Genomic DNA, 23,377 nt, shown 5'->3' on the forward strand with positions numbered 1-23,377 from the left:
CCTAGCGCTCGCGATACTCGGGCGCGCGTTTGCCGAGGAAGGCAGCGAGCGCCTCTTTATGATCTTCGGTTGCAGAGAGGATGACCTGCTGACGGTCCTCGATCGCCATCGCTGCCTCGAGGCTCGGCGCGTCGATATTGAGATTGAGCGCCTGCTTGGAAAGCCGAAGCCCCCATGGGCTGGTCGCCAGCATTTCGTCCGCGAGCGCGAGACCGCGATCGAGCAGATTGTCCTCGTCGACGATCTCGCTGATCAGCCCCGCGCCACGCGCGCGTTCGGCATCGATAAAGCGCCCGGTCAGGATCATTTCCGAGGCTAGGCTCGCGCCGACGAGGCGGGGAAGAAAATAGCTCGACGCCATGTCGCAGCCGCCGAGGCCGATGCGGATATAGGCGGCGTTGCAACGGAAGGAAGGCGCAGCGTAGCGCACGTCGGACGCGAGCAGCAGCGACAGACCGCCCCCTGCAGCGGCCCCGTGGCCGAGCGCGATGATCGGCTGCGGGCAGGCGCGCATCTTGCGATAGATATTGCCGATGCTCGTCTGGGTGCGCAGCGTGCGAAGCACCGGGGTTTCGTCCGACGAGCGATCCTCCTGGATGTCGAGTCCGGCGCAAAAGCCGCGCCCTGCCCCGCGCAGGATCACCACGCGTATCTCCTTGCGCTCGGCGAGCGCACCAAAATAGGCGTTGAGTTCCTCAACCAGCCCCTCATTGAGAGCGTTGAGACGCTCGGGCCGGTTGAGTGTGGCAATCTCGACCTGCCCGCGGGTCTCGATGAGCAGTTCCCCGCTCACAGCGTCTGTCCATCATCGACGGTAATCACCGCGCCGGTGATACCCTGCGCCGCGTCCGAGCAAAGAAGCAGCAGCGGCGCGTGAAGATCGCTCGGCGGCCGCAAGCGCTGGCGCGGGAAGGTGGCGACGAATTTTCTCCCCGCCTCGCTGGCAAACAGGTCGGCAGTCATCTCGGACTCGAAATAGCCAGGCTGGATGATGTTCACATTGATCCCGCGCCGCGCCCATTCGCGCGCGAAGGCTTTGCCCATGTGGCGCACCGCCGCCTTGGTCGCTCCATAGACCGAGGTGGCAGGAAAAACCTTGTCGGCCGTGATCGACCCGATGATGACGACGCGGCCGTGCTGCTTTTCGCGGCTGCCCGCAGCTTCGAGCCGACGCGCGCCCTCGGTTACGGTGAGGAAGACACCGCGGACATTGGCCGCGAGCAGACCGTCGACTTCGTCCACCGACAGCCCGAGCGCCAGTTTCTCGGTCGCAATCCCCGCGTTGGCGACGATCGTGTCGACCGTACCGAAAGCGGCTTCGGCAGCATCGTACGCCGCCTTGGTCGATGTTTCATCGGTCACGTCGAGCGCGACGGCGACCGCCTCGCCGCCCGCGGCCACGATCTCAGCCACCTGCTCGGCGAGCTTGTCCGCGCGGCGCGCTGCAAGAACCACCTTCGCTCCCGCGGCCGCGAGCACTTTTGCAAACCCTGCACCGAGGCCCGAAGACGCGCCGGTGACCAGCGCGACGCGGCCGGAGAGATCAAATTGCGGGGCATTGCTCATGTTTCTTCAAGGCTCCATTCACTTGAGGCGCGCAAGACGCGCGCGCCAGTCGATGCCGATGCCGGCCTGTTCAAACTCCACCGTCAGACGCGCGACGAGATCTGCGACAGGTTCGACCGCGTCGATCAGGGCAACGCTCTGCCCGGCACTCCAGATATCGCGCCACGGCAGCACGCCTTCGGGCATGGCGATGCGCTCCTTGGGGAGCGTCCGATAGTCGAGCCCCACCGCTTCGATCGAGGGACGCATCCAGTTGGCAGGAACGCCGTTCATCGCCGATGCAAGGACGATCTCGTCGATTCCGGTGGAGGGAATCATCGCGCGATGCCCGGCCACGACGCCGCTCTCGGGGGTCGCGATGAACCGCGTCCCCATGCAAGCAATGTCGCCGCCGAGCGCGAGCACTGCTGCAATACCTGCGCCATCGGCAATGCCTCCAGCGACAATCAGCGGACCATCATAGATGCGGCGAACGGCCGGAACGAATGCGAGGGGGGTCAGAAATCCGGTATGGCCGCCCGCGCCCGCGCACGTCAGCATCAGCCCGTCCGCGCCCGCCTCGATCGCCTTTTCCGCATGGCGCATCGTCGTCACATCCTGCACGACCTTGCCGCCCCATGCGTGGACGCGCTCGATCAGTGCCGCGGGATTGCCGAGACTGCAAAGGACAAGCGGGGCGCGGTGCTTTTCGAGAAGTGCAAGCTTGGACTCCCCCGTCTCCTCGCCCGCGATGCGCGCGGGCAGATTGACGATCGGCGGCGCGCTGCCGATGTCGGCAAGAACCTCAAGATAGCGTTCGAATTCCGCAAGCGGCGTATAGGTCCCGCCCTGCCAGCCGCCGATCACTCCCGCCTTGCAGCAGGCCTCTGCGAGGGCTGGCGACGAGGCAAAGCTCATCGGGGCGCACATCAGCGGCAGCGCCAGATTGTCGAACATCGCCCGCGCCTTCCCTTCTCCTGCCGGAGCCTGATGCGCCCCGATTTCTATCGAGCCGGATAGACAAGTTTACCTTTACGTCAACCGGAGGCGGACAAGCTTTTCTACAAGGCGGATAAGACCATGGTTGCATCGGGGGTTGACGGAGCGAATTTGTTCTCTAAATGTTCTATTGTGCACAAACAACCTCGTCCCCCGTCGCGGCTGCCATGCGCGGCGGACGGGGGACAAAGGGGATCAGTGCTGCAACCTCTGCGGGGCGTTCTATCCAGATCAGAGCCCTTCGCCGGCTATCCAGTGCGCATTCACCAGCCGCCGCGCAAGCGCGCTCACCTGAACGCGAATATCGGGGACCGCGACCACTTCCCACAGGTCGCCTCGCGTCATGGGGCCAATCGCCAGGATATGCTCCGATGCCCGCCCGTGACCGTCGATGACATGGCCCTCGCGGTCGATGTCGAGACCGAGCCGCAGCGCGTCGGGCCGAATGCGCCGCGCCGCGAGCATCCGCCGGACGAGCGGATCGGATGAGCGCAGCAAATCGCCCTGCGGCCCGGTGCAATTGATCATACGCGCGACATGGAGCATCTTGAGCTCGTCAGACCCGCGCGGACGCCACTCCACCGCTACTCCACTCTCAGTCGCCGAGACTCTTGCCATCTTTCCGGCCTCAAAGCGCAACTGGCCTGAGGCGACGAGAGCCTCGATCCGGTCGGCGACCGATGGGGCCAGGCGGTGACGGTGCACGTCCCAGAAGGGACGCAGATGCCTCAGGAAGCGCGCGCGTTTCGGCGCATCGGCCGACGCCCACATCATCTGGGTAATCGGACGCAGCGAATCCACGACCAGCCGCCAGTCGGTACTGCGCGCAGCACGCCGCGCCCAACGGACGAGCTCGGAGAGTTCGGGAGCGGGCTTGGCCAGAACGGGTTTCGGTCGCGGCAACGTCTCGAGGTGGCGATGCGGGCGAAGGCCCCGCCGCGACATGGCCACGATCGGACCATCAAAACCGTGGCTGACGAGGCGCAGGACGACGTCGACCGCCGTCAGCCCGGTTCCGATCACCAGAACGGGGGCGCCCGGCTCGAGACCTTCCTCGAAAGGTGCCGCCCAGGGATCGCCGACATAGAAGCGGGCCGGCAGCCGCGCGTGCGCAACCGCAGGAGGATCGTGCGGCGGCAGATTGCCGATCGCGAGCACCGCGCGATCGGCCTCGATCAGCCCGCCATTGACGAGGCCAAGCGTCACGCGGCCGCCCCGCTCCTCGATATCGAGCACCTCGTCATCAACGAGCTTGAGCCGGCGGCCATAACGCTCCATCGCCGCGCCGAGCGCCTCGCGCAGGTAGCGCCCATAGGTGGCGCGGGTGACGAACGCGCCTTCACAGCCAAGGCCCAGGCGAGCCAGCCATTCGCGAAAATGATCGGGGCGATCGGCAAAAGCGCTCATATTTCCGGCGCGGACATTCAAGAGGTGCGCGCTTTCCAGGCTGCTGTAAGCGACACCCGCCCCCATACGATGTCGGTCGCGCTCGATCAGGAGCACCTCGACATGCGGTTGCTCGAGGAGATTGAGCGCGAGCATGGTTCCTGAAAAGCCCGCCCCTACGATGGCAACGCGGGTCGCGGTTCGAAAGCGCGGCCGCGGTGCATGAAGAGCCGTGTCCATGATCATCTTAGCTACCCATCCTCTGCGCGCGCAGGACCCACGAACCCGTCGATGCGTCCCGGAATGTTTAAGATAAGTAATTCAGTTGAGAATGCAAAGGCAATCAGTCAGGCCGTGCGCTTTCAGGGCCCGGACGGAATTCGGCAATCAAATCGAAACGATCCCCTCGAAAGAGCTGACGGACGCGGGTCACGATCCGCGCGGCGCGCCAGGTTGTGCGATCGAGTTCAAGGCAGGCAAGAGACGGATTGATCCCGAGTAATCTTGCCTCCTTGCGCGTGGGGGTTACCGCGCGGATGACGTGGCGCCCCTCGGTCCACGGGATATGCGCGAGCAGCCAGGTGCCCGGGGGCTGCGCCTCGAAATCGGCGTCCGCCGCGCCAGCGACCTCGCCGAGCGCGATCCGCCGCTGTTCGAGCGCGAACGGTTGGTCGCCGGCGAAGTGGATGCCCTCGATCGCCAGCGCTGGTCCCGAAAAACCGCTGCCCGCCGCCGCGCGTTCGATGGTCAGAGCCTGCCAGCGATAGGCCTCCCCGCGCGAAGCAATCAGCTCGGCAAGATCGGGGACGGTCATCACTGCCGAATGAACCGCCGGGTGGCCGACGAAGGATCCGGCCTTGCGACGTCTTTCGATCAGCCCTGAAGCCGCAAGCTCGCTGAGCGCCTTGCTGACCGTTGCGCGCGCGCAGCCATATTGCGCGGCAAGCTCCTGCTCGGTCGGGATGCGGTGGCCCGGCCGCCAGACGCCCGAGCGGATCGAGGCCGCAATCTCGTCGCGGATACGCCTTGCGGGATTCATGCAAGGAGCCGCGCCAGGCAAGCGCGATAGCCGGCAGCGATGGCCTCCGCATCGAGGTGTCGCCCCGCCTCGACGCGCTTGACACCAGCGCGCCAGACGCAGTCGATCGCCCCGGCGCGCGCCGCAAATATCCAGCGGTCTATGAGCGTCGCATCATCAGCCCCGGCAAACGCGGGGTGATTCATGTCGAGCGACACCATGTCCGCCGCTTCGCCTATTGCAAGTCCCGCCGAAACGCCGAGCGCCTGCGCGCCGCCTCCGAGCGCCCGGATAAATAGGTGAGCGCCGACGAAGGGCATGTCCGCGTCCGCGAGCAAAGCACGCGCCTGGTGCGCGAGGCGCTGCGAATATTCGAGTGCGCGCAGCTCCTGCGCCGCATCGATAAGGATATTGCTGTCGGTACCGACCCCGAAACGCCCGCCCGCCGCGAGATAGCCGGACGCTGGAAATATGCCGTCGCCGAGATTGGCCTCGGTCACCGGACACAGCCCCGCCACCGCGCCGCTTTCCGCGAGCGCGCGGGTTTCGGCGCTGGTCAGATGCGTCGCGTGAATGAGGCACCAGCGCTCGTCGACGCCCGCGTTGGCAAGCAGCCATTCGACCGGACGCGCCCCGCTCCACGCGGTGCAGTCCTCGACTTCTTTCACCTGCTCGGCTGCGTGGATATGGACCGGACCTGTCGGCGACAGGGTAAGCAGCGCGGTGAGCTCCTCCGGCGTCACTGCCCGCAGCGAATGCGGCGCGATTCCGATCCGGTCACTGCCGGAAAGCTTGCCGCGCGCCGCATCGAAGAGTGCGGCAAATTCGTCGATGCCCGAGAGGAAGCGCCTTTGGCCCGGAGCCGGCGGCGCCCCGCCGAAGCCGCCATGCGCATAGAAGACCGGCAGCAGGGTCAAGCCGATCCCGCTCGCCGCACTTGCGGCCGCGATCGCGCCCGCCATTTCGGCGCGATCGGCATAGGGCGCGCCTGTTGGATCATGGTGGAGATAGTGAAATTCGCCCACGCGGGTGAAGCCGGTTTCGAGCATCTCGGCATAAGCCTGCGCGGTGATCGCGGCGACATCCTCTGGCGTGAGCCGATCGAGGAAGCGGTACATGGTTTCGCGCCAGCTCCAGAAATTGTCATCGGCCTGGCTCTGCCGCTCTGAAAGACCAGCCATACCGCGCTGAAAGCCGTGGCTGTGAACGTTGCACAAGGCGGGCAGAATCGCCTGGTGGCATTCGTCGCCGCGCTGCGCCGTAACGCCGGTTTCGATCGAGGCGATGCAACCTTCGGCAACGGTGAGCCGCACCCCGGCTTGCCAGCGATCGCCGATAAAAGCGCGTTCGAACCAATATGCCGTCATCGGAGGCCCTTCATATTATGTCTAGACATAATGGCCGGTTCGCACGAGACTGTCCAGATGGACCTTTGCTGGAAAAATGCCCGACTCGCGACGATGGCCGGCGACGGCCTCGGCCTGATCGACGATGGCGTTGTCGCGGCACAGGAAGGCCGCATCGTCTATGCGGGGCCTGCGAGGGACGCGCCCTCGGGTGCGGCGCGAACGCTCGATTGCGAAGGGCGGCTGATCACGCCGGGACTGATCGACTGCCACACCCACCTCATCCACGCCGGAAGCCGGGCGAGCGAATGGGCGATGCGCCTTGAGGGCGCGAGCTATGAGGCTATCGCCCGTGCGGGCGGGGGCATTGTCTCGACGATGCGCGCGACGCGCGCGGCAAGCGAGGCCGAACTGGTCGAAACCGCACTGCCACGCCTCGACGCGCTGATCGCAGAGGGTGTGACGACGATCGAGATCAAGTCGGGCTACGGCCTCGACACCGCGAGCGAGCTCAAGATGCTCCGCGCCGCCCACGCGCTCGCCCGCGCGCGCCGTATCCGCCTGGCGCCGACCTTCCTCGGCGCCCACGCGCTGCCCCCCGAATATGCGGACGACAGCGACGGCTACATCGACCTCGTCGTGCGTGAGATGATCCCAGCCGCGGCGGCGCTCGCGAGCGCGGTCGACGCCTTTTGCGAGGGGATCGGATTTTCGCCCGCCCAGTGCGAACGGGTGTTCGCAGCGGCCGAAGCCCATGGCCTGGCGGTCAAGATCCACGCCGAGCAGTTGTCGGCGCTCCATGGCAGCGCACTCGCCGCGCGGCGCGGCGCGCTGTCGGCCGACCATCTTGAACATGCAAGCGACGAAGATGTTCGTGCGATGGCGGCGGCCGGGACGGTCGCGGTGCTCTTGCCCGGCGCCTTTTATTTCATGCGCGAGACACGCCTGCCGCCCGTCGAGGCCATGCGGCAGCACGGTGTGCGGATCGCGCTCGCGACCGACTGCAACCCCGGCACCTCGCCGACAAGCTCGCTCCTGTTGATGCTCAACATGGGTGCGACGCTTTTCGGATTGACCGTGACCGAGGCACTGCGCGGGGTCACTGTCAACGCTGCGGCAGCGCTTGGACTCTCGAGCGAGATCGGGACGCTTGAGGCAGGCAAGGCCTGCGATCTTGCGATCTGGAACACCGCCGACCCCGCCGAGCTCGTTTACCGCATCGGCCTCAACCCGCTTCATCAGCGCATCAAGGACGCACAATGATCATCGAGCCTGGACATATGACGATCGCGGCGTGGCGCGACCTGCGCGACGGGACGCCAGCGACCCTCGATCCCGCGACCGCTCCGCTGATCGCCGAAAGCGCCGCCGCGGTGACCCGCATCCTCGCGCAGCACACGCCCGTCTACGGGATCAACACGGGCTTTGGAAAGCTCGCGAGCGTGCGCATTGACGACGCCGATTTGACCGCGCTTCAGCGCAATATTGTCCTCAGTCACGCCGCGGGCGTGGGCGATCCTGCGCCGGTTCCGGTCGTACGGCTCATGATGGGACTGAAACTTGCAAGCCTCGCGCGCGGCGCCTCGGGCGTCCGCCCCGCCACCATCGCGCTGCTTGAAGCGATGCTGCACCGCGACCTGATCCCCCTCGTTCCGGCGCAAGGATCGGTCGGCGCCTCGGGCGATCTCGCTCCTCTCGCCCATATGACCGCCGCAATGATCGGGGTCGGAGAGGTCTACGAGAAGGGCGAGCGGCGACCGGCGAGCGCAGCGTTCGCGAACGCCGGACTCGCGCCCGTCGCGCTCGGCCCCAAGGAAGGGCTCGCGCTGCTCAATGGCACGCAATTCTCGACCGCCTACGCGCTCCATGCGCTCATTGAGGCCGAGCGACTCTATCGCAGCGCGCTCGTCACCGGAATCCTCTCGACAGAGGCCGCGAAGGGATCCGACGCGCCCTTCGACCCGCGCATCCATGAACTTCGCGGACACAAGGGTCAGATAGAGACCGCAGCGGCGCTGCGCATGCTGATGGAAGGCTCGGCGATCCGCGCGTCGCACCGCATCGATGACCTGCGCGTCCAGGACCCCTATTGCCTGCGCTGCCAGCCCCAGGTGATGGGCGCCGTGCTCGACCTTCTGCGCCAGGCGGCCGCGACGCTCGCGATCGAGGCGAATGGGGTGTCGGACAATCCGCTGATCTTCGCAGAAACCGACGAAGCGCTATCGGGCGGAAATTTTCACGCCGAGCCCGTGGCCTTCGCCGCGGACATGATCGCATTGGCGTTGTGCGAGATCGGCAGCCTCGCCGAACGGCGCATGGCCATGCTCGTCGACCCCGCGCTCTCAGGACTTCCTGCCTTCCTCACCCCCGAACCTGGGCTCAATTCGGGCTTCATGATTCCGCAGGTCACCGCCGCGGCCCTGGTTTCCGAAAACAAGCAGCGAGCGATGCCCGCGAGCGTCGATTCGATCCCCACCTCGGCCAATCAGGAGGATCATGTCAGCATGGCAGCGCACGGCGCGCGTCGGCTCGAAGCAATGGTCTCGAACGTCGACGCGATCCTCGGCATCGAATTGCTCGCCGGCGCGCAGGGCTGCGATTTCCACGCCGGGCTCGCATCGAGCCCCCCGATCGAGGCCGTGCGAGAGCGGCTGCGCGCTGCCGTGCCCACCTTGAAGGGAGATCGCTACATGGCACCCGACATGGCGGCCGCGATTGCCCTCGTGCGTTCGGGCGCCCTGGTCACAGCGCTCGATCTCCCCGGGGTCGCGCCATGAACGCGCCGCGGATCCAGCGCGGCACCGAGCCGCTCGTCGTCGCCTTTCCGCACGGCGGCACCGACCTCGCCGGACTCGACGACCAGTTCATCTCGCCCGCGCGCGCGCTGCTCGACACCGACTGGTGGATCGAAGACCTCTACGCCTTCGCGGCCGACATGGGTGCGACGCTCATTGCGAGCGATATCTCGCGCAGCGTCATCGACATGAACCGCGATCCCTCGGGCGCGTCGCTCTACCCCGGCCAGGCCACGACCGAGCTCTGTCCGAGCACGACCTTCGACGGCGCCCCGCTCTATCGTTTCGGCGAGCCCGACGAGGCCGAGATCACCCGGCGGCTTCAGCTATATCACAGACCCTATCATGAGGCGCTATCGGCCGAACTCGCGCGCCTGCGCGATGCGCATGGCCGCGTCGTCCTCTATGACGCACATTCGATACGCAGCCGCGTGCCGCGCCTTTTCGAGGGCGAGCTGCCGCAGTTCAACATCGGCACCAATGGCGGTGTGACCTGCGACGGGGAGCTTGAAGCCGCGATCGCAAATATCTGTGCGGCAAGCGGCGAAAGCCATGTCGTCAACGGCCGCTTCAAGGGGGGCTGGACGACGCGCCATTACGGCCGCCCCGAAGACGGCGTTCACGCGATCCAGATGGAGCTCGCGATGCGAGGCTATATGGCCGAGGCTGAGACACTCTCCGAGCTCGATTGGCCGCCCCCGATCGACCCCGCCCCCCCAATCCGCCCCGTGCTGCGTCAGCTCCTCGCAGCCGCGCTGGCCTTTGCGAAAGGACGCCCATGACCCGCCTCGACAATCAGCGCCGCATCACGGCGCCGACCGGCCCCGAGCTCAATGCCAAGAGCTGGCTGAGCGAGGCGCCGCTGCGCATGTTGATGAACAATCTCGACCCGCGCGTTGCCGAGGCGCCGCACGAGCTGGTGGTCTATGGCGGCATCGGCCGCGCAGCGCGCGACTGGGAGAGCTTCGACCGCATCGTCGAGGTGCTGCAGCGCCTCGAGGACGATGAAACGCTGCTCGTCCAGTCGGGAAAGCCGGTGGGCGTATTCAAGACGCACCGCCACGCTCCGCGCGTGCTGCTCGCCAATTCGAATCTCGTTCCTAAATGGGCGACATGGGATCATTTCCACGAGCTCGATAAGAAGGGCTTGATGATGTACGGTCAGATGACCGCGGGAAGCTGGATCTATATCGGCAGCCAGGGCATCGTTCAGGGCACCTACGAAACCTTCGTCGAGGCGGGCCGCCAGCATTATGACGGCGATCTTTCGGGCCGCTGGATCCTGACCGCCGGACTGGGCGGCATGGGCGGCGCGCAGCCCCTCGCGGCGGTGATGGCCGGTGCGAGCTGCCTTGCGATCGAATGCCAGCCGAGCCGGATCGCGATGCGGCTCGAGACCGGCTATCTCGATGTCGAGGCGAAAAGCCTCGACGAGGCGCTGGCGATGATCGGGCAGACCAAGGAGCCGATCTCGGTGGGGCTCTGCGCCAACGCCGCCGATATCTATCCAGAACTCGTGCGCCGCTCCGTGCGCCCCGACCTGGTGACCGATCAGACTTCCGCCCACGATCCGGTCAATGGCTATCTGCCGCAGGGCTGGAGCCTTGAGGAGTGGTTCGCCAAGCGCGAAAGCGACCCGCAAACGGTCGACCGTGCAGCACGCGCGTCAATGGCGGTGCATGTGCGCGCGATGCTCGACTTCTGGAAGGCGGGCGTGCCGACGGTCGATTATGGCAATAATATCCGCCAGGTTGCCTTTGACGAGGGCGTCGCGGACGCCTTCGCCTTTCCCGGCTTCGTTCCCGCCTATATCCGGCCGCTTTTCTGTCGCGGCGTCGGCCCCTTTCGCTGGGCCGCGCTGTCCGGCGATCCCGAAGATATCTACAAGACCGACGCCAAGGTGAAGGAACTCCTCCCCGACAATGCGCATCTGCACCGCTGGCTCGACATGGCGCGCGAGCGCATCCAGTTTCAGGGCCTGCCCGCGCGCATCTGCTGGGTCGGGCTCGGCGAGCGCCACCGGCTCGGCCTCGCGTTCAATGAGATGGTAGCAAAGGGCGAACTCAAGGCGCCCGTCGTGATCGGCCGCGACCATCTCGATTCGGGATCGGTCGCAAGCCCAAACCGCGAAACCGAAGCGATGCGCGATGGCAGCGATGCTGTCAGCGACTGGCCCCTCCTCAACGCGCTCCTCAACACCGCGAGCGGCGCGACCTGGGTGTCGCTCCACCACGGCGGCGGCGTCGGCATGGGCTATTCGCAGCACGCGGGCATGGTGATCGTGGCCGACGGCAGCGATGAGGCCGCCGAGCGCCTCGGCCGCGTTCTCTGGAACGACCCTGCAACCGGCGTGATGCGGCACGCCGACGCGGGCTATGACGCGGCGATCGCCTGCGCGCGCGAACAGGGCCTCGATCTGCCCTCGATCATGGCGTGAGGACTTTCGCGGGCGGCCGGTCGTAGACGAGGCGAAAGCCCACGTTGCTGGTGCCAAGGCCCGGATCGCGCCCCTGGCGCGAGGCCGGGCGGTAGCGCTGGCAATAATTTGGCGCGCAAAGATAGCTGCCCCCCTTCACAGTCCGCGAGGGCATGCCGGGGTTGAAGGGGTCGTAGGCGTGATTTTCGTCCGGCCCCTTGGGATTGTCGCGATCTTCAGGGTCGTGGCCAGGGCGAAAGAAATCGGATGTCACCTCCCAGACATTTCCGACCATGTCATAAAGACCATTGGCGTTAGGCTCATAGCAGCCGACGGGAGCGATGCCCTTGAAGCCATCGGTTTCGGCATTGTAGTTGGGGAAAGAGCCTTGCCAGCTGTTCGCCTCGGTGGGCTGGACGTTGCGCGATGGCTTGCCCGCGCTCGCTGCATATTCCCACTCAGCCTCGGTCGGAAGGCGCCCACCCGCCCAGTTTGCATAGGCGACCATATCGTCCCACGCGAGGTGGACCACGGGCTCATCGGGGACCTGTTCGGGGCCGTCGGGGCCATAGGGTTTCTTCCAGTTCGCGCCCGGCACATATTTCCACCAGTCGTTATAATTGTTCGAAGGAAAATCGGGCGGCGTGAAGACCGCGGACCCCGGTTTCAGCATGTCGGGCGGAATCTGCTCGACTGGAACCTGGAACTGCCTGGGATCGACCGGTTTTTCCGCGACGGTGACATAGCCGGTCGCTTTGACGAAAGCTGCGAACTGGCGGTTGGTGACCTCGTGCGGGTCGATCCAGAAGCCATCGACCCGCGTCTGTCGCACGGGTCCCTCCTCGGCATAGACGTCGTCCTCGCCCATTGCGAAGCTGCCGCCCGAGATATGAACCGGCGTATCGCCGATCGGCGCGCAGCGGCGCGGGCTCGCGGCGGCCTGCTGATCCGCCGGCGCATTTCCGTCCCCGCACGCCGCGAGGCTCGCAAGAATTGCGAGAGCCAGGGCGGAAAGGAGCGGCGACCGGTTCATGGATTGGCCTCTTGCAATGCCGTGCTCCCCGCCAATTGACGGCTATAGAGCCAGCCGATGCCGATCAGGCTGAAGCCAAGCGCAACGAAGGAGCCGATGCGCAGCAGCCCCTCGAGCCCCGAAGCATCGAACAAGAACACCTTGCCGACCGCGAAGAGCATCAGCAGGAGCGAGGCAATGCGCCAGTCGCGGCGCGCGGTGCGGATTCCCCACAAGAGAAAGCCGATTGCAAGCACGAGGATGAGCAGCGAGCGCAATATATTCTCGGCGGGCGCGACACCTGGATCGACGAGCAGGCTACCGTGGAAAATCTGGCGTAACGTTGCCCAGGCGAACCCCGCGACGAGCAGCATCAAGACAATCTGAACTCCGCGCTCGAGCGAAGCAGGGGCGGAAGGGAAGAGCCGCGGCGCGAGCACAGCTCCAGCCCCCGCCATGAAGAAGAGCGGCGCAAGCAGATTGACAAGAGGCCAGCCGCCCACCGCCTGGCCGGCCCAGAGCGGGTTATGAAGGAGAAGGCCATAGACGATCGCATGGAGCGTGCCCGCGACCACAAGCGGCCGCGCGAGCGCTGACGCCCCGCGCTCTCTCGCGAGCCAGCCGCCGCCAATCAGAAGCGCTTCCCAGAGGAGGCGCTGCGCGATCCCGGTCGCGACAAAGTCACGGCCGGCGAGCGCCGCGAAGCCGAGGCGATAAAGACTGTGGACCGCGATACCGCCGACAATGGTGCAGGCGTAAAGCGCGGCCAGCAGCAACCAGCGCGGCAATGCGCCGCGGACCAACCAGAGCGGTACGCCGAACGCCAGCGCCGGAAGGAAAAGCCGCAGCACCAGCCCGTCCGCAGGGAGCATGGCAGCATCGATTGGCATCGCCTGCCCTGCGAGCGAGAGCAGCCCCGCGGACGACCACGCGCCGATCGGCCAAACTGCCCAGCCAAGGCTCAGAACCGCGAAACCAAGCGCCGCTGCATCGACGCGCGCAAGCGGAACGCGCCGCGCCGCCATGAGGACCCCACCGCCGCCGAGCGCCGGGACCAGCAGCAGCCAGTCGGCCGAGGCGACCTGGGCGAGGGCACCATAGGCGAGCAGCGCCGCGCTGAACTGGCCGATGCGCCGGACGATCGCGCCCTCGCCGCGCACCGCGAACAGGGCGGCAGCCGCACCGACGCCCGCCCAGCGGAGGAAGGGCTCCGCCGCGGCTCTGCCCGCTCCGTCGACCAGCCGGGAAAGCTCGGCGAAGTCCAGGGGCGCCGCGAGAAGAGCGAGCATCGCCGCGCCGAGAAAGACCGCCGCCACGGGCTCGATCCGCCGATCGCCGGCCGCCTTGCCGAAGAGGAGCATCGCCCCGGCAACCAGAGCGATGGCGAGCGGCGCCATCCAGCGCGGCAGGAGAAGGAGGATCGCCAGCGCGAGAAGCGCTCCGGCGGCAGTGGTCAGCCAGGAAAAACTTCGGTCGGCGAGACGCGCCTTGAGGTGCCAGCCGCGCGCCATTCCTGCTCCCGCGAGCGCCGCGCCGCCGAGCGCAACGAGAGCAAGTGCTGCATCGCCGATGCCCGAAAGCTGCCATTTGGTAAGAACAGGCATTGCGAGCGCGATCGCACATAGCTCGAGGGCGCGCCGCAGCGTCCCTGGCTCACTCCAGAGGCGGGCGAGGAGCGGGAGGGCGTGAATGGCGAGCAGCGCCAGCCCAATGAGTGTGAACCAGAAAGGCGCTGCGTCCGGCCAGGCCGCGAGCAGCAACAGCGACAAGGCGACACTGACCGTCGGGACGATTGCAAAGCCCTCCTCGCGCCACGCGAGCCACTGCCCGGACGCAGCGATCAGTACAAAAAGGCCCCAATGGAGCGGTGCAAACCCGCCATAACCAACGAGCAGGGCCAGCTGGAGCGCGCCGACGATCGCCGACGCCGAGCGCAGCAGCGCGGCCCGCGGTCCGTCGAACGACAGCATCGGGATGGCAATCGCGAGCAGCAGGACGAACCCGCCGATCGACAGGGACCCAAGCGCATCGAGGGCGCGGTGGGTGAGCACCATCCACAGCCCCCATCCTGCACCGCCGATCAGCGCCGCGAGCGCCAGCCACGGCCAGCGCCGTATCCGCGCGACTCCCGCGAGCGCCGCGATCGTCAGCGCGAGATACACCGCGATCAGCGGCACATCGGGCGCAACCGCGCCGACGAGCGCAGGCGCAGCAAGGCCGCCTGCAAGGCCAAGCGCTGCGCTTGGCGGACCAAAGCGAAGCGACAGTCCAAGCGCCGCGGCGGTGACGAGTGCAAGCGCCGCAAAGGCCAGCAGCGGTCCGATGAGCAGATAGACGTTGGCGGCAACCATGATCGCGGCATAAAGCGTCGCCACGCCCGCGCCCGCGAGCGCCTGCGGCACGCGCACGTCGCGCAGGCGCGCGTCGTTTCGCCACGCATATTCGGCCCCGCCGATCAGCGCGAGACCGAAAAGGAGCCCGGCGACGATCTGGACACCAGGGGTGAAGACCCGCGCGAAAAATCCCTCGTCGATGGCGTAGCTGACCATGAGAACGCCTGCGATCGCGAGCGTGATCCCGCCGGCCCAGATCGGCAACGTCTTGCCGAACAGATCCTCGAACCGCGACGCCATGCTGCGCGGCGACCCCGCTTCGGCTTCGACCGACGGCCTGGGGGGGTCAAGGGGCTTGGTCGGCGCGACTGCGGGTTTCTCCGGCGCGGGAGTCGGGGGTCCCCCCTCTCTGATTGTCTCGGCGACAGCCGGGATGGGCGCGCGTGCAGCGGCCGCCCCTTGCGAAGCCGATTGGGACGGCGGCGGGCGGAGGGGCGCCTTGGAAGGCAGGACCTCATCGGACTTTGGCGGCAGGAGCCCGGCGCGGCGCTGCAGCGCTCCGATCCGTCTGGCGGCCTCCTCGAGCGTCGCCTCGGCCCGCTTCAAGCGGCTTCGCGCGTCCATCAACAGGACGAAGAGGATGATGAGCGCCAGAAACGCCAGAAATTGGAACACGCCGATCCCCTCGAACTCCCGTCCGCTTTTATCAATCAGCGGGAGGAATCATAGCGTCTATCGCGGCGGCGGGAACACGCATCAGGGCTCCCTCATGGCTTCGTTCGGCTCGCAATGCGCCAGAATCGGAAGGGGATCGCCGCTCAGGCTGCCAAGTCCCTGTCCGCGAACAGCATCTTCAGATCCTTCTTCAATATCTTGCCGTTGGCATTGCGCGGCAGCGTTTCGGCAACGAAGCGGATGGCAACCGGAACCTTGAATGCGGCAAGGCGCGCGCGCACCCAGCCCTGCAACTCGGCCTCGTCCGCGCGCGTGCCGGGGGCGAGGTGGACGACCGCGGCGGGCTCCTCGCCGAGCGTGCGGTGCGGGATGCCGATCACCGCGCAGTCGGTCACAGCTGGATGCTCGTAGAGGGCGTTCTCGACCTCTGATGAGTAAATATTCTCGCCGCCGCGCAGCACCATGTCCTTCGCGCGGTCGACAATATAGACGAAACCCTCGTCATCGAGCCGCGCAAGGTCGCCGGTGCGCACCCAGCCGTCGACGAAGGTTTCTGCCGTGGCGTCAGGCTTGTTCCAATAGCCTTTCACGATCATCGGCCCGCGCGCCCAGAGTTCGCCCACCGTACCGGCCGGCAGGACGGTCACCCCGTCCTCGGCGCGGATCTCTATGTCGGCGACGGCAACCGGCGGTCCGGCGCTCGTCGGGCGTGCGAGATAGTCCTCAGCGCCATGCGAGGTAACGGTCGCCATCGTTTCGGTCATGCCCCAGCCGTTGCCAGGCAGCGCGCCAAACTCTTCGTAGATGCGCCTTACAAGCTCGGGCGCCGAGGGCGCGCCGCCATAGGCGATCGCCTCCAGCGACGAGAGGTCATATTTCGCCCGGTCCGGATGTTCGATGAGCTGCCAGGCGATTGTCGGGACACCCCCCGTCACACTCACCTTCTCGCGCTCGATGATTTCCATCGCACGGACCGCGTCCCATTTGCGCATGAAGATCATGGTGTTGCCTGCCGCCATCGCGCCCATCAGTGTCGCCGAACAGGCAGTGACATGAAACAGCGGAATGACGGTCAGCGTCGTGCGCGGAGCCGGTTCGGGCACCGGCTCACCGCGGCGCAGAAAACTGCGCGCGGCGGAAAAGCCGCCCGACAATATGTTGGTTACCAGGTTGCGGTGCGTGCCAAGCGCCCCCTTGGGCTGGCCGGTCGTCCCGCTCGTATAGAAAATCGCCGCATCATCGTCGCTTGCAAGATCGGTGCGGGGGCGCTCAGCGTCCGGAAGGCCAGCCCAGCTCCTGGGATCGCCCACCATATCTTCGAGCGCCACCGTGCCCGCTGCCGGTGCGCCCGCGCGCGCGACGATCACCCGCTCGACGGACCGTAGCGCGGCGAGATGCTCGCGGAGCCGCTCGTAGCGCTCCATATCCACGATCAGTATCTTCGCTTCTGAATCCTCGATTCCGTAAGCAAGTTCGCCACCGGTCCACCAGGCGTTAAGCGGCACCGCGATCGCACCGATCGAAGTGATCGCAAAGAAGATCATCGGCCATTCGGGCAGGTTGCGCATCGCGAAAGCAACCCGGTCACCCTTGCCGACCCCGAAGCTCTCTAGCGCCCGGGCAAAAGCAGAGGCGGCGCGGTAGTTCGCCTCGAAGCTTACACGCTCGTCGTCGAGGATGGTGAAAAGCTGCTCGCCATGCGTTCGCGAGAGGTCGAGAAGTGCACCGAGATCGTGCGGCGCATTTTTCCAGACGCGCGTCACAACCCCGCGGATCACGGCGGTATCCATTTCGAACCGCGCGCCCGGCGCGGTGAGCGCGGCGGTCGCCTCGGCCAGCGACATCTTGGGCCAGGCAGGGTCGAGCGGCACCACCGGCACACCGGGCATGTCGTTCGCCATTCGCTTCTCCTCGATGTCCTGACCGGTCGCTGTGCCGGATTCGCAGACGAGTTTCGATGAGAAACCCGATGAAGGCAAGCCGCGACCCGCGCGGTCCTGCGAAAGGATTGACGCCGTATGGGAACCGGCGCGATAATCTGCCGTCGCCTTCGGTGAAAGGGACCCCGCATGCTACCAGCTATTCGCCGCTTCGCCCTCCCCGTCCTCACCGCGACGCTCGCCGCGGGCGCGGGGGTCTTTGCCCTATGGCGTTGGCGACGCAGCGCACGTCACGATGGCCATGCGGCCGCCTTTTCCAATGCCGAAACCGATCCTGAAAATTTCGCCCAGACGCGTTCGGCAGGACCCGACGCGATGCGCGATCCCGCAGCCCGGGCGTGGGATGAGGTGGACCAGGCAAGCGACGAATCCTTCCCCGCAAGCGACCCGCCCGGCTATTGATTTGCGAAGCGAAAGCGCGGCGCTGTCCGGCGCCAGTCTGATATATCATGGGAGGGTGGGACGATTCTGTTGCCCGGCTCGTCCCCAGCCGCTGGTATCCGATTCTGTTGCCCGGTTCGGTCCGAACCGCGTTCTATTTGTCTAACCTTAGGCCGTGAGGCTTATCGGTTAGGCAGCAAGAGCGAGTGCTTCGTTATCGTTAGCACTTATTGGTTTTGAGCCTTTAACGGGTTACTCAGCCCGGAAGAAAGCACCGTCTTTGAACACACGTCGATCCTGGTTCGGCCCCGTCAGAAGCCCGCGCACCCCTTCGAAAGCGTGCGGGTTTGTGGTGGAGCCGCCGGGTACTGCCCCCGGGTCCGCTGTGTCTATTCCACGACACCATTTATCCTCATAGCCGGTCGAAACCGGCACAACGGATATAGGAAACCCGCCCGCGCTTGGAAAGAGCGCAGGCGGGTTTTTCATCTCAAAAGAGGCTCAGCTCCCTTATTTTTTTCGCAATTCATCACGTATTTCGGTGAGGAGATCGACTTCGCTCGGACCCGCAGGCGCGTCGGGGCCGCGGCGCATGACGCGGTTCACCCATTTGACGAGCAGGAAGATGATGAAGGCGAGGATCAGGAAATTGATCACCGCGGTGATGAAGGCGCCATAGCCGACCATCGCGACGCCCGCTTCCTTTAGCTTTGCATAATCGGTGGCCGCAACGCCTTCGGGCACGCTTCCGAGCAGGATGAACTTGCTCGAAAAATCGACCCCGCCGAACAGCCAGCCGACGAAGGGCATGATCAGGTCTTCGGTCAGTGACGTCGTAATGGTGGCAAAGGCGCCCCCGATGATGACACCGACCGCAAGGTCCATGACATTGCCCTTGGCGATAAATTCCTTGAATTCGTTCAACATGTTCACACTCCCCGGCAAATTGGGCGGACCGCCAATTGGTGCCGCGGCGATTGCGCAAAGGCAAGCGGCTTCCTATTATGTGTGTTGTTGCGGCAAAACGCCGCTGGAGGGAGACTGATCCATGAGCTTTCGTTCCGCCCGCTGGATGATCGTGCCGGTCGCCGCAATGAGCCTGTCCGCCTGCGGTATCAACAGCGTACCCACCAAGGAAGAGGCCGCCAAGGCCAAGTGGGCGAACGTCGAGGCCGCCTATCAGCGGCGCGCCGACCTGATACCCAACCTCGTCGAGACCGCAAAAGGCGCCGCGAAGATCGAGCAGTCGACGCTCGAAGGCGTGATCCAGGCGCGCGCTTCAGCGACGCAGGTCAAGCTGTCGACCGACGATCTTGAAGACCCCGCGAAAGTCCAGGCATTCCAGCAGGCGCAAGGCGCTGTGTCGGGCGCCCTCGGCCGCCTGCTCGTCACGGTGGAACAATATCCCGACCTCAAGAGCCAGGCGCGCTTCGCCGATCTCATGACCCAGCTTGAAGGGACCGAGAACCGGATCAATATCGCGGTCCAGGACTATAATAGCGCCGTGCAGGACTATAACACCACGATCCGCACCTTCCCCGACATCATCGGCGCGAAGATAGTCCACGGCGCGAAGCCGATGACGCCCTACAGGGCGATTACCCCCAATGCGAACGAGGCACCGAAGGCCGACTTCGCGCAATAGGATGCGCCGCGCCGCCCTTGCCGCCCTGCTCGCGATCCTGCTGACCGCTAGCGGCTGCAAGACGGGGTCCGCGCGCGAGAGCGCAGCGTGCGAGGGCGTGCCGCAGCTGGCGTCCCGGGGCCGGGTTACCGATGCGGCTGACCTGCTCGATCCGCGGACGGAGGTGCGCCTCGCCGACCGGCTGGCGCGTTACGAGAAGGCGACGCGGCACCAGATGGTCGTGGTCACGGCAGCGAGCCTCAGCGGCGCGCGGGTCGATAATTTCGGGACCTGCCTCGGCAATCGGTGGGGGATCGGTGACAGCGACCGCAATGACGGGATCCTGATCCTGATTGCGCCCAGCGAACGGCAAATGCGCATCGCGACGGGGAGCGGGATGGAGACGATATTGACCGACGACAAGGCTTTGAAGATCGTCCAGAGGATGACCCCCTATTTCGCAGAAGGCGATTATGCCGGCGGCCTTTTCGACGGCGTCGAGGCGATTGCCGCGCAGACGGGAGAAATGCGATGAAGGCGCTGCTGCTCGGATGGGCGCTTGGCCTGGCACTCGCCGCCTCTCCGGCGGCAGCGCAGAATTTCCCCAAGCTCACCGCACGCGTCGTCGACGAGGCCGGGATCATACCCGCTGACCGGGAGGCCGCGCTCAATGTGCAGCTCGAACAGCTCGAGGCGGCGAGTGGTCACCAGCTCGTGGTCGCGACGGTCAACAGTCTCGATGGCCGCGACGTTGCGGACTATGGCTATCAGCTCGGCCGCGCGTGGGGGATCGGCGACAAGGAATTGGACGATGGCGTCGTCTTTCTGATCGCGCCCAACGAGCGGCGGATGCACATCGCGGTTGGCTACGGTCTCGAACCGGTCCTGACCGACGCACTCGCCGGCCGGATCATCCGCGATCAGGTGACACCGAGGTTCAAGGTGGGCGACTATCCCGGCGGCATCCAGGCCGGCGTCGATGCGATCTCGGAGCAGATCCAGCTTCCGCCTGAAGAGGCCGCGGCACGCGTCGCGGCAGCCGACAAGGCCGAACGCGACCGCGCCGACGACGGCGATATCGGGGGACTGATCTTCGTCGGCTTCATCGTCTTTTTCTTCTTCATCCTGCCGATGCTGAGCGCCTTCGGGCGGCGCGGAAAGCACCACCGGCGGCACCGGCCGTGGGGTGGCGCTCCGATCATCATCTGGGGCGATGGCGACTGGGGCGGCGGTAGCCGCGGGGGGTCGTCGTGGGGCGGCGGCAGCTGGAGCGGCGGAGGCGGCGGTTTCGGCGGCTTTTCGGGAGGCGGCGGGAGCTTTGGCGGCGGCGGCGCTTCGGGCGGCTGGTAGGGGTAGAAGGCCATGAAAGTCAGTCACGTCAGCGAAGCCGACCATGACCTCGTAACCGCCGCGGTTGCGGCGGCAGAGGCGCATACGAGCGGCGAGATCGTCACCGTCATCGCAGGGCAATCGAACGATTATGACGATGTCGCGCTCGTGTGGGCGAGCGTCATTGCCTTTCTTGCCATGTCGGTGATCGCGCTTTTCCCGGAATTCTACCAGGGGCTCTACGACCGGCTGACGGGCGGCTGGGGGCACGGTCTGACCGCGAACCAGTGGCTTGGGACGGTGATTGCGATTGGCGTCCTCAAATGGATCGGCGTGTGGCTGATCCTGCTGTGGCGGCCGCTACGGCTCTTGCTCACGCCGCGGGCGATTCTGGCGGCGCGCGTCCGCGCCCGCGCGGTCGACCTCTTCAAGGTCGGCACCGAGGCGAAGACGCTGGGGCGAACCGGCGTCCTCCTCTATGTCAGCCTGCGCGAGCACCGGGCCGACATCGTCGCCGACGAAGCGATCGCCGCCCGGGTCGCGCCGGAGGTGTGGGGTGACGCGATGGAAGCGCTGATCGAGCAGGTCCGCCAAGGTAAGCCGGGCGCCGGCATGGCCGAGGCGGTACGCCGGATGGGTATCGTCCTTGCCGAACATTTCCCGAAAGGCGAAGACAATCCCAACGAGCTGCCCGACCGGCTGATCGAGATCTGATTGACCGCGGTTCGCCGGGCGTGGCCGGCGCGGCGAGGCCCTGTCTCTTCGCCCTTGGCATGCTCGGACTGAGCGATATGAGGGGTGCTCCCCTCCTGAAAGGATCGCCATGACTCGCCCTCCCCCAGGCACCCCCACCGAGATCCGCTGGGAAGGCCGCTTCATCACCGTCAAGCAGCAGGGGACGTGGGAATATGTATCGCGCTCGCGCGGCATCCACGCCGCGGTGATTCTCGCGATCGACGAGGCGGCGGACGGGCGTCATGTGATCTTGGTCGAGCAATACCGCGTGCCGCTTGGGATAAATTGTCTCGAGCTACCCGCAGGGCTGGTGGGCGACGATAGCGCCGGCGAGGCGCCGGAAACCGCCGCCGAACGCGAACTCGAAGAGGAGACGGGCTACCGCGCTTCGCATTGGCAGACAGTCGGCGAGTTCTTCAGTTCCCCGGGCATGGTCAGCGAAAGCTTTACCTTGCTCGTCGCGACGGGGCTCACGAAGGTCGGCCCGGGCGGCGGCGTCGATAGCGAAGACATCATCGTCCACCGCGTGCCGCTCTCCAGGATCGAACCCTTTGTGGCAGCGAAGCGCGCCGAGGGCTGCGGGATCGACGTGCGGGTCGCGATGCTGCTCGCGGGCGGTTTGCTGGGCGCTTAGACCAGAGGCGGCCTACCGCCCCCCGAACCGCCAGCGCAGGAGCGGGCGCGCAAGCAGCAGACCGGCGATGAAGCCGCCGACATGCGCCCAGATCGCGATCGAACCGAAACCCGCGCCGCCCGCGAATCCGAGCAGAAGCTGGACACCGATCCACGCCGCGGCGAGCCAGAGCGCGCGCACCCAGTGGCTCGGGATCGGGCCAATCGCCGGCGCTTCGGAACGGCTGAAGATCAGCGCGAAGACCGCGATCAGCGAGGAGATGGCTCCGCTCGCGCCGACAACGGCGGCAGTAGAGTCCGGGTCGGCCAGCCATTGCGCGAAGGACCCCGCATAGGCGCCCGCGACCAGCAGGCCGGCGGTCGCCGCCGAACCCAGCGGCGGCTCGAGTTGGCGGCCAATGAACAAGAGCACAACGAGGTTGAAGGCAAGATGCAGAAAACCGCTGTGCAGAAAGGCTGAACTGAGCGGGGTCAGAAAAAAGGGCAGCATCGTACCCGGCGGCGCGACCAGCTCGGCGCCGAAGCGCGCCGGAATGAAGCCTGCGCCCACGAACGCCTGATGCGTGTATCCGATTACCGCAAGAACGACCGCGACGACGACGCAGAGCAGCGCAAAGCCCGTCGTCAGGGGCGCCGGTTGCCGGTTCATCGCGCGGATTCCGCCGTGGCTCAGATGAATTCGATCTTCGTCACCAGATAATATTTGTCGCCCGAAGGCACGGTGACTTCGACTTCGTCATCGACGCGGCGGCCGATCAGCGCACGGCCGAGCGGCGAGTTGTAGCTGATCTTGCCTTCCTTGGCGTCCGCTTCCGCCTGCCCGACGATCTGATATTTCACCGGCTTGTCGTCCTCGTCGACGAGGGTGACCGTGGCGCCGAATACGATGCGGTCGCCCGACAGCGTCGTCGGGTCGATGATCTGGGCGCGCGAAAGCCGGTCTTCGAGGTCGCCGATCGAGGCTTCGACCTGCCCCTGGCGCTCCTTGGCGGCGTGATATTCGGCATTTTCCGACAGGTCGCCATGCGCGCGCGCTTCCTCGATCGCATCGACGATCTGCGGTCGCTCGGCTTTGAGAGCGGCGAGTTGCGCGCTCAGCTTCTCATAGCCTTCTGCCAGCATCGGTACCTTTTCAACGCTTGCCATTATCCTGTTGTCCTTTGTCAATAATCCAGCGCCAGCGAAGTTCGCCGGGCGGCTGCGCCGCTGT

Annotated in this window: 22 protein-coding genes and 1 other RNA gene; 10 read left to right on the forward strand and 13 right to left on the reverse strand. The window is 66.0% G+C overall.

The features are described from left to right. Position 1 precedes the first annotated feature (1 nt). From LH20_RS14630 to LH20_RS14655, 6 genes are all read right to left on the reverse strand, one after another. On the reverse strand, positions 2 to 793 hold the full coding sequence (locus LH20_RS14630; RefSeq protein WP_053554854.1) for an enoyl-CoA hydratase/isomerase family protein: 792 nt from the start codon (positions 791 to 793) through the stop codon (positions 2 to 4). Continuing rightward, on the reverse strand, positions 790 to 1,566 hold the full coding sequence (locus LH20_RS14635) for an SDR family oxidoreductase (protein WP_053554855.1): 777 nt from the start codon (positions 1,564 to 1,566) through the stop codon (positions 790 to 792). Before LH20_RS14635 ends, LH20_RS14630 begins: the two co-directional genes overlap by 4 nt. A gap of 18 nt (positions 1,567 to 1,584) precedes the next feature. Next, positions 1,585 to 2,502 carry an NAD(P)H-dependent flavin oxidoreductase gene (locus LH20_RS14640; protein ID WP_053554856.1) on the reverse strand — a complete coding sequence of 306 codons (918 nt, stop codon included), beginning with the start codon at positions 2,500 to 2,502 and terminating at the stop codon, positions 1,585 to 1,587. A gap of 273 nt (positions 2,503 to 2,775) precedes the next feature. Then, positions 2,776 to 4,176: an FAD/NAD(P)-binding protein gene (locus LH20_RS14645; protein ID WP_235526992.1), complete on the reverse strand. Its 1,401-nt coding sequence runs from the start codon at positions 4,174 to 4,176 to the stop codon at positions 2,776 to 2,778. Positions 4,177 to 4,273: 97 nt separating this feature from the next. After that, the gene (locus LH20_RS14650; RefSeq protein WP_053554857.1) at positions 4,274 to 4,969 is read right to left on the reverse strand and encodes a UTRA domain-containing protein; all 696 of its coding nucleotides are present in this window, start codon (positions 4,967 to 4,969) and stop codon (positions 4,274 to 4,276) included. Beyond that, on the reverse strand, positions 4,966 to 6,315 hold the full coding sequence (locus LH20_RS14655; RefSeq protein ID WP_053554858.1) for a formimidoylglutamate deiminase: 1,350 nt from the start codon (positions 6,313 to 6,315) through the stop codon (positions 4,966 to 4,968). Before LH20_RS14655 ends, LH20_RS14650 begins: the two co-directional genes overlap by 4 nt. A 57-nt stretch (positions 6,316 to 6,372) precedes the next feature. Between LH20_RS14655 and hutI the strand changes: the two genes are divergently transcribed. From hutI to hutU, 4 genes are read left to right on the forward strand one after another with little or no spacing between them, the layout of a single operon-like run. Next, on the forward strand, positions 6,373 to 7,557 hold the full coding sequence (hutI, locus tag LH20_RS14660; RefSeq protein WP_144423705.1) for an imidazolonepropionase: 1,185 nt from the start codon (positions 6,373 to 6,375) through the stop codon (positions 7,555 to 7,557). Continuing rightward, positions 7,554 to 9,071, forward strand: coding sequence for a histidine ammonia-lyase (gene hutH / locus LH20_RS14665; protein ID WP_053554860.1), 1,518 nt, complete (start codon positions 7,554 to 7,556; stop codon positions 9,069 to 9,071). The genes hutI and hutH overlap by 4 nt, the downstream gene beginning before the upstream one ends. Next, positions 9,068 to 9,871, forward strand: coding sequence for an N-formylglutamate deformylase (hutG, locus tag LH20_RS14670; RefSeq protein WP_053554861.1), 804 nt, complete (start codon positions 9,068 to 9,070; stop codon positions 9,869 to 9,871). Before hutH ends, hutG begins: the two co-directional genes overlap by 4 nt. Next, positions 9,868 to 11,526: a urocanate hydratase gene (gene hutU / locus LH20_RS14675; protein ID WP_053554862.1), complete on the forward strand. Its 1,659-nt coding sequence runs from the start codon at positions 9,868 to 9,870 to the stop codon at positions 11,524 to 11,526. The genes hutG and hutU overlap by 4 nt, the downstream gene beginning before the upstream one ends. Here hutU and LH20_RS14680 read toward each other — a convergent pair. The 3 genes from LH20_RS14680 to LH20_RS14690 form a co-directional block, all read right to left on the reverse strand. Continuing rightward, the gene (locus LH20_RS14680) at positions 11,516 to 12,538 is read right to left on the reverse strand and encodes a formylglycine-generating enzyme family protein (protein WP_053554863.1); all 1,023 of its coding nucleotides are present in this window, start codon (positions 12,536 to 12,538) and stop codon (positions 11,516 to 11,518) included. The genes hutU and LH20_RS14680 overlap by 11 nt on opposite strands. Beyond that, a complete protein-coding gene (locus LH20_RS14685; RefSeq protein ID WP_053554864.1) occupies positions 12,535 to 15,525 on the reverse strand; it encodes a DUF2339 domain-containing protein in 2,991 nt (996 codons plus the stop codon). Before LH20_RS14685 ends, LH20_RS14680 begins: the two co-directional genes overlap by 4 nt. 143 nt (positions 15,526 to 15,668) lie before the next feature. Further along, entirely contained in the window at positions 15,669 to 17,426 is a 1,758-nt protein-coding gene (locus LH20_RS14690; RefSeq protein ID WP_053554865.1) for a class I adenylate-forming enzyme family protein, read from the reverse strand. A gap of 168 nt (positions 17,427 to 17,594) precedes the next feature. Between LH20_RS14690 and LH20_RS14695 the strand changes: the two genes are divergently transcribed. Next, on the forward strand, positions 17,595 to 17,867 hold the full coding sequence (locus LH20_RS14695) for a hypothetical protein (protein ID WP_053554866.1): 273 nt from the start codon (positions 17,595 to 17,597) through the stop codon (positions 17,865 to 17,867). A gap of 93 nt (positions 17,868 to 17,960) precedes the next feature. On the opposite strand, the gene ssrA is transcribed toward LH20_RS14695, so the two are convergent. Both ssrA and mscL read right to left on the reverse strand, forming a co-directional pair. After that, positions 17,961 to 18,318: a transfer-messenger RNA gene (gene ssrA / locus LH20_RS23010) on the reverse strand. Between the two features lie 38 nt (positions 18,319 to 18,356). Continuing rightward, positions 18,357 to 18,773, reverse strand: a complete 417-nt coding sequence (gene mscL / locus LH20_RS14700) for a large conductance mechanosensitive channel protein MscL (protein WP_053554867.1) — start codon at positions 18,771 to 18,773, stop codon at positions 18,357 to 18,359. A 121-nt stretch (positions 18,774 to 18,894) separates the two neighbouring features. Between mscL and LH20_RS14705 the strand changes: the two genes are divergently transcribed. From LH20_RS14705 to LH20_RS14725, 5 genes are all read left to right on the forward strand, one after another. Continuing rightward, complete coding sequence (locus LH20_RS14705; protein WP_053554868.1) at positions 18,895 to 19,491, forward strand: LemA family protein; 597 nt, start codon at positions 18,895 to 18,897, stop codon at positions 19,489 to 19,491. A 1-nt stretch (position 19,492) separates the two neighbouring features. Beyond that, entirely contained in the window at positions 19,493 to 20,005 is a 513-nt protein-coding gene (locus LH20_RS14710) for a TPM domain-containing protein (RefSeq protein WP_053554869.1), read from the forward strand. Continuing rightward, positions 20,002 to 20,820, forward strand: a complete 819-nt coding sequence (locus LH20_RS14715; protein ID WP_053554870.1) for a TPM domain-containing protein — start codon at positions 20,002 to 20,004, stop codon at positions 20,818 to 20,820. The genes LH20_RS14710 and LH20_RS14715 overlap by 4 nt, the downstream gene beginning before the upstream one ends. Before the next feature lie 12 nt (positions 20,821 to 20,832). Beyond that, a complete protein-coding gene (locus LH20_RS14720) occupies positions 20,833 to 21,513 on the forward strand; it encodes a TPM domain-containing protein (protein ID WP_053554871.1) in 681 nt (226 codons plus the stop codon). A gap of 109 nt (positions 21,514 to 21,622) precedes the next feature. Then, positions 21,623 to 22,168, forward strand: coding sequence for an NUDIX hydrolase (locus LH20_RS14725; RefSeq protein WP_053554872.1), 546 nt, complete (start codon positions 21,623 to 21,625; stop codon positions 22,166 to 22,168). 12 nt (positions 22,169 to 22,180) lie between these two features. On the opposite strand, the gene LH20_RS14730 is transcribed toward LH20_RS14725, so the two are convergent. Continuing rightward, positions 22,181 to 22,816 carry a rhomboid family intramembrane serine protease gene (locus tag LH20_RS14730; protein WP_053554873.1) on the reverse strand — a complete coding sequence of 212 codons (636 nt, stop codon included), beginning with the start codon at positions 22,814 to 22,816 and terminating at the stop codon, positions 22,181 to 22,183. A 20-nt stretch (positions 22,817 to 22,836) separates the two neighbouring features. Continuing rightward, positions 22,837 to 23,313, reverse strand: a complete 477-nt coding sequence (greA, locus tag LH20_RS14735; protein ID WP_053554874.1) for a transcription elongation factor GreA — start codon at positions 23,311 to 23,313, stop codon at positions 22,837 to 22,839. Between the last annotated feature and the right edge of the window lie 64 nt (positions 23,314 to 23,377).

The sequence above is a fragment of the Sphingopyxis sp. 113P3 genome (assembly GCF_001278035.1).
In the GTDB taxonomy this organism is placed as follows: Bacteria; Pseudomonadota; Alphaproteobacteria; order Sphingomonadales; family Sphingomonadaceae; genus Sphingopyxis.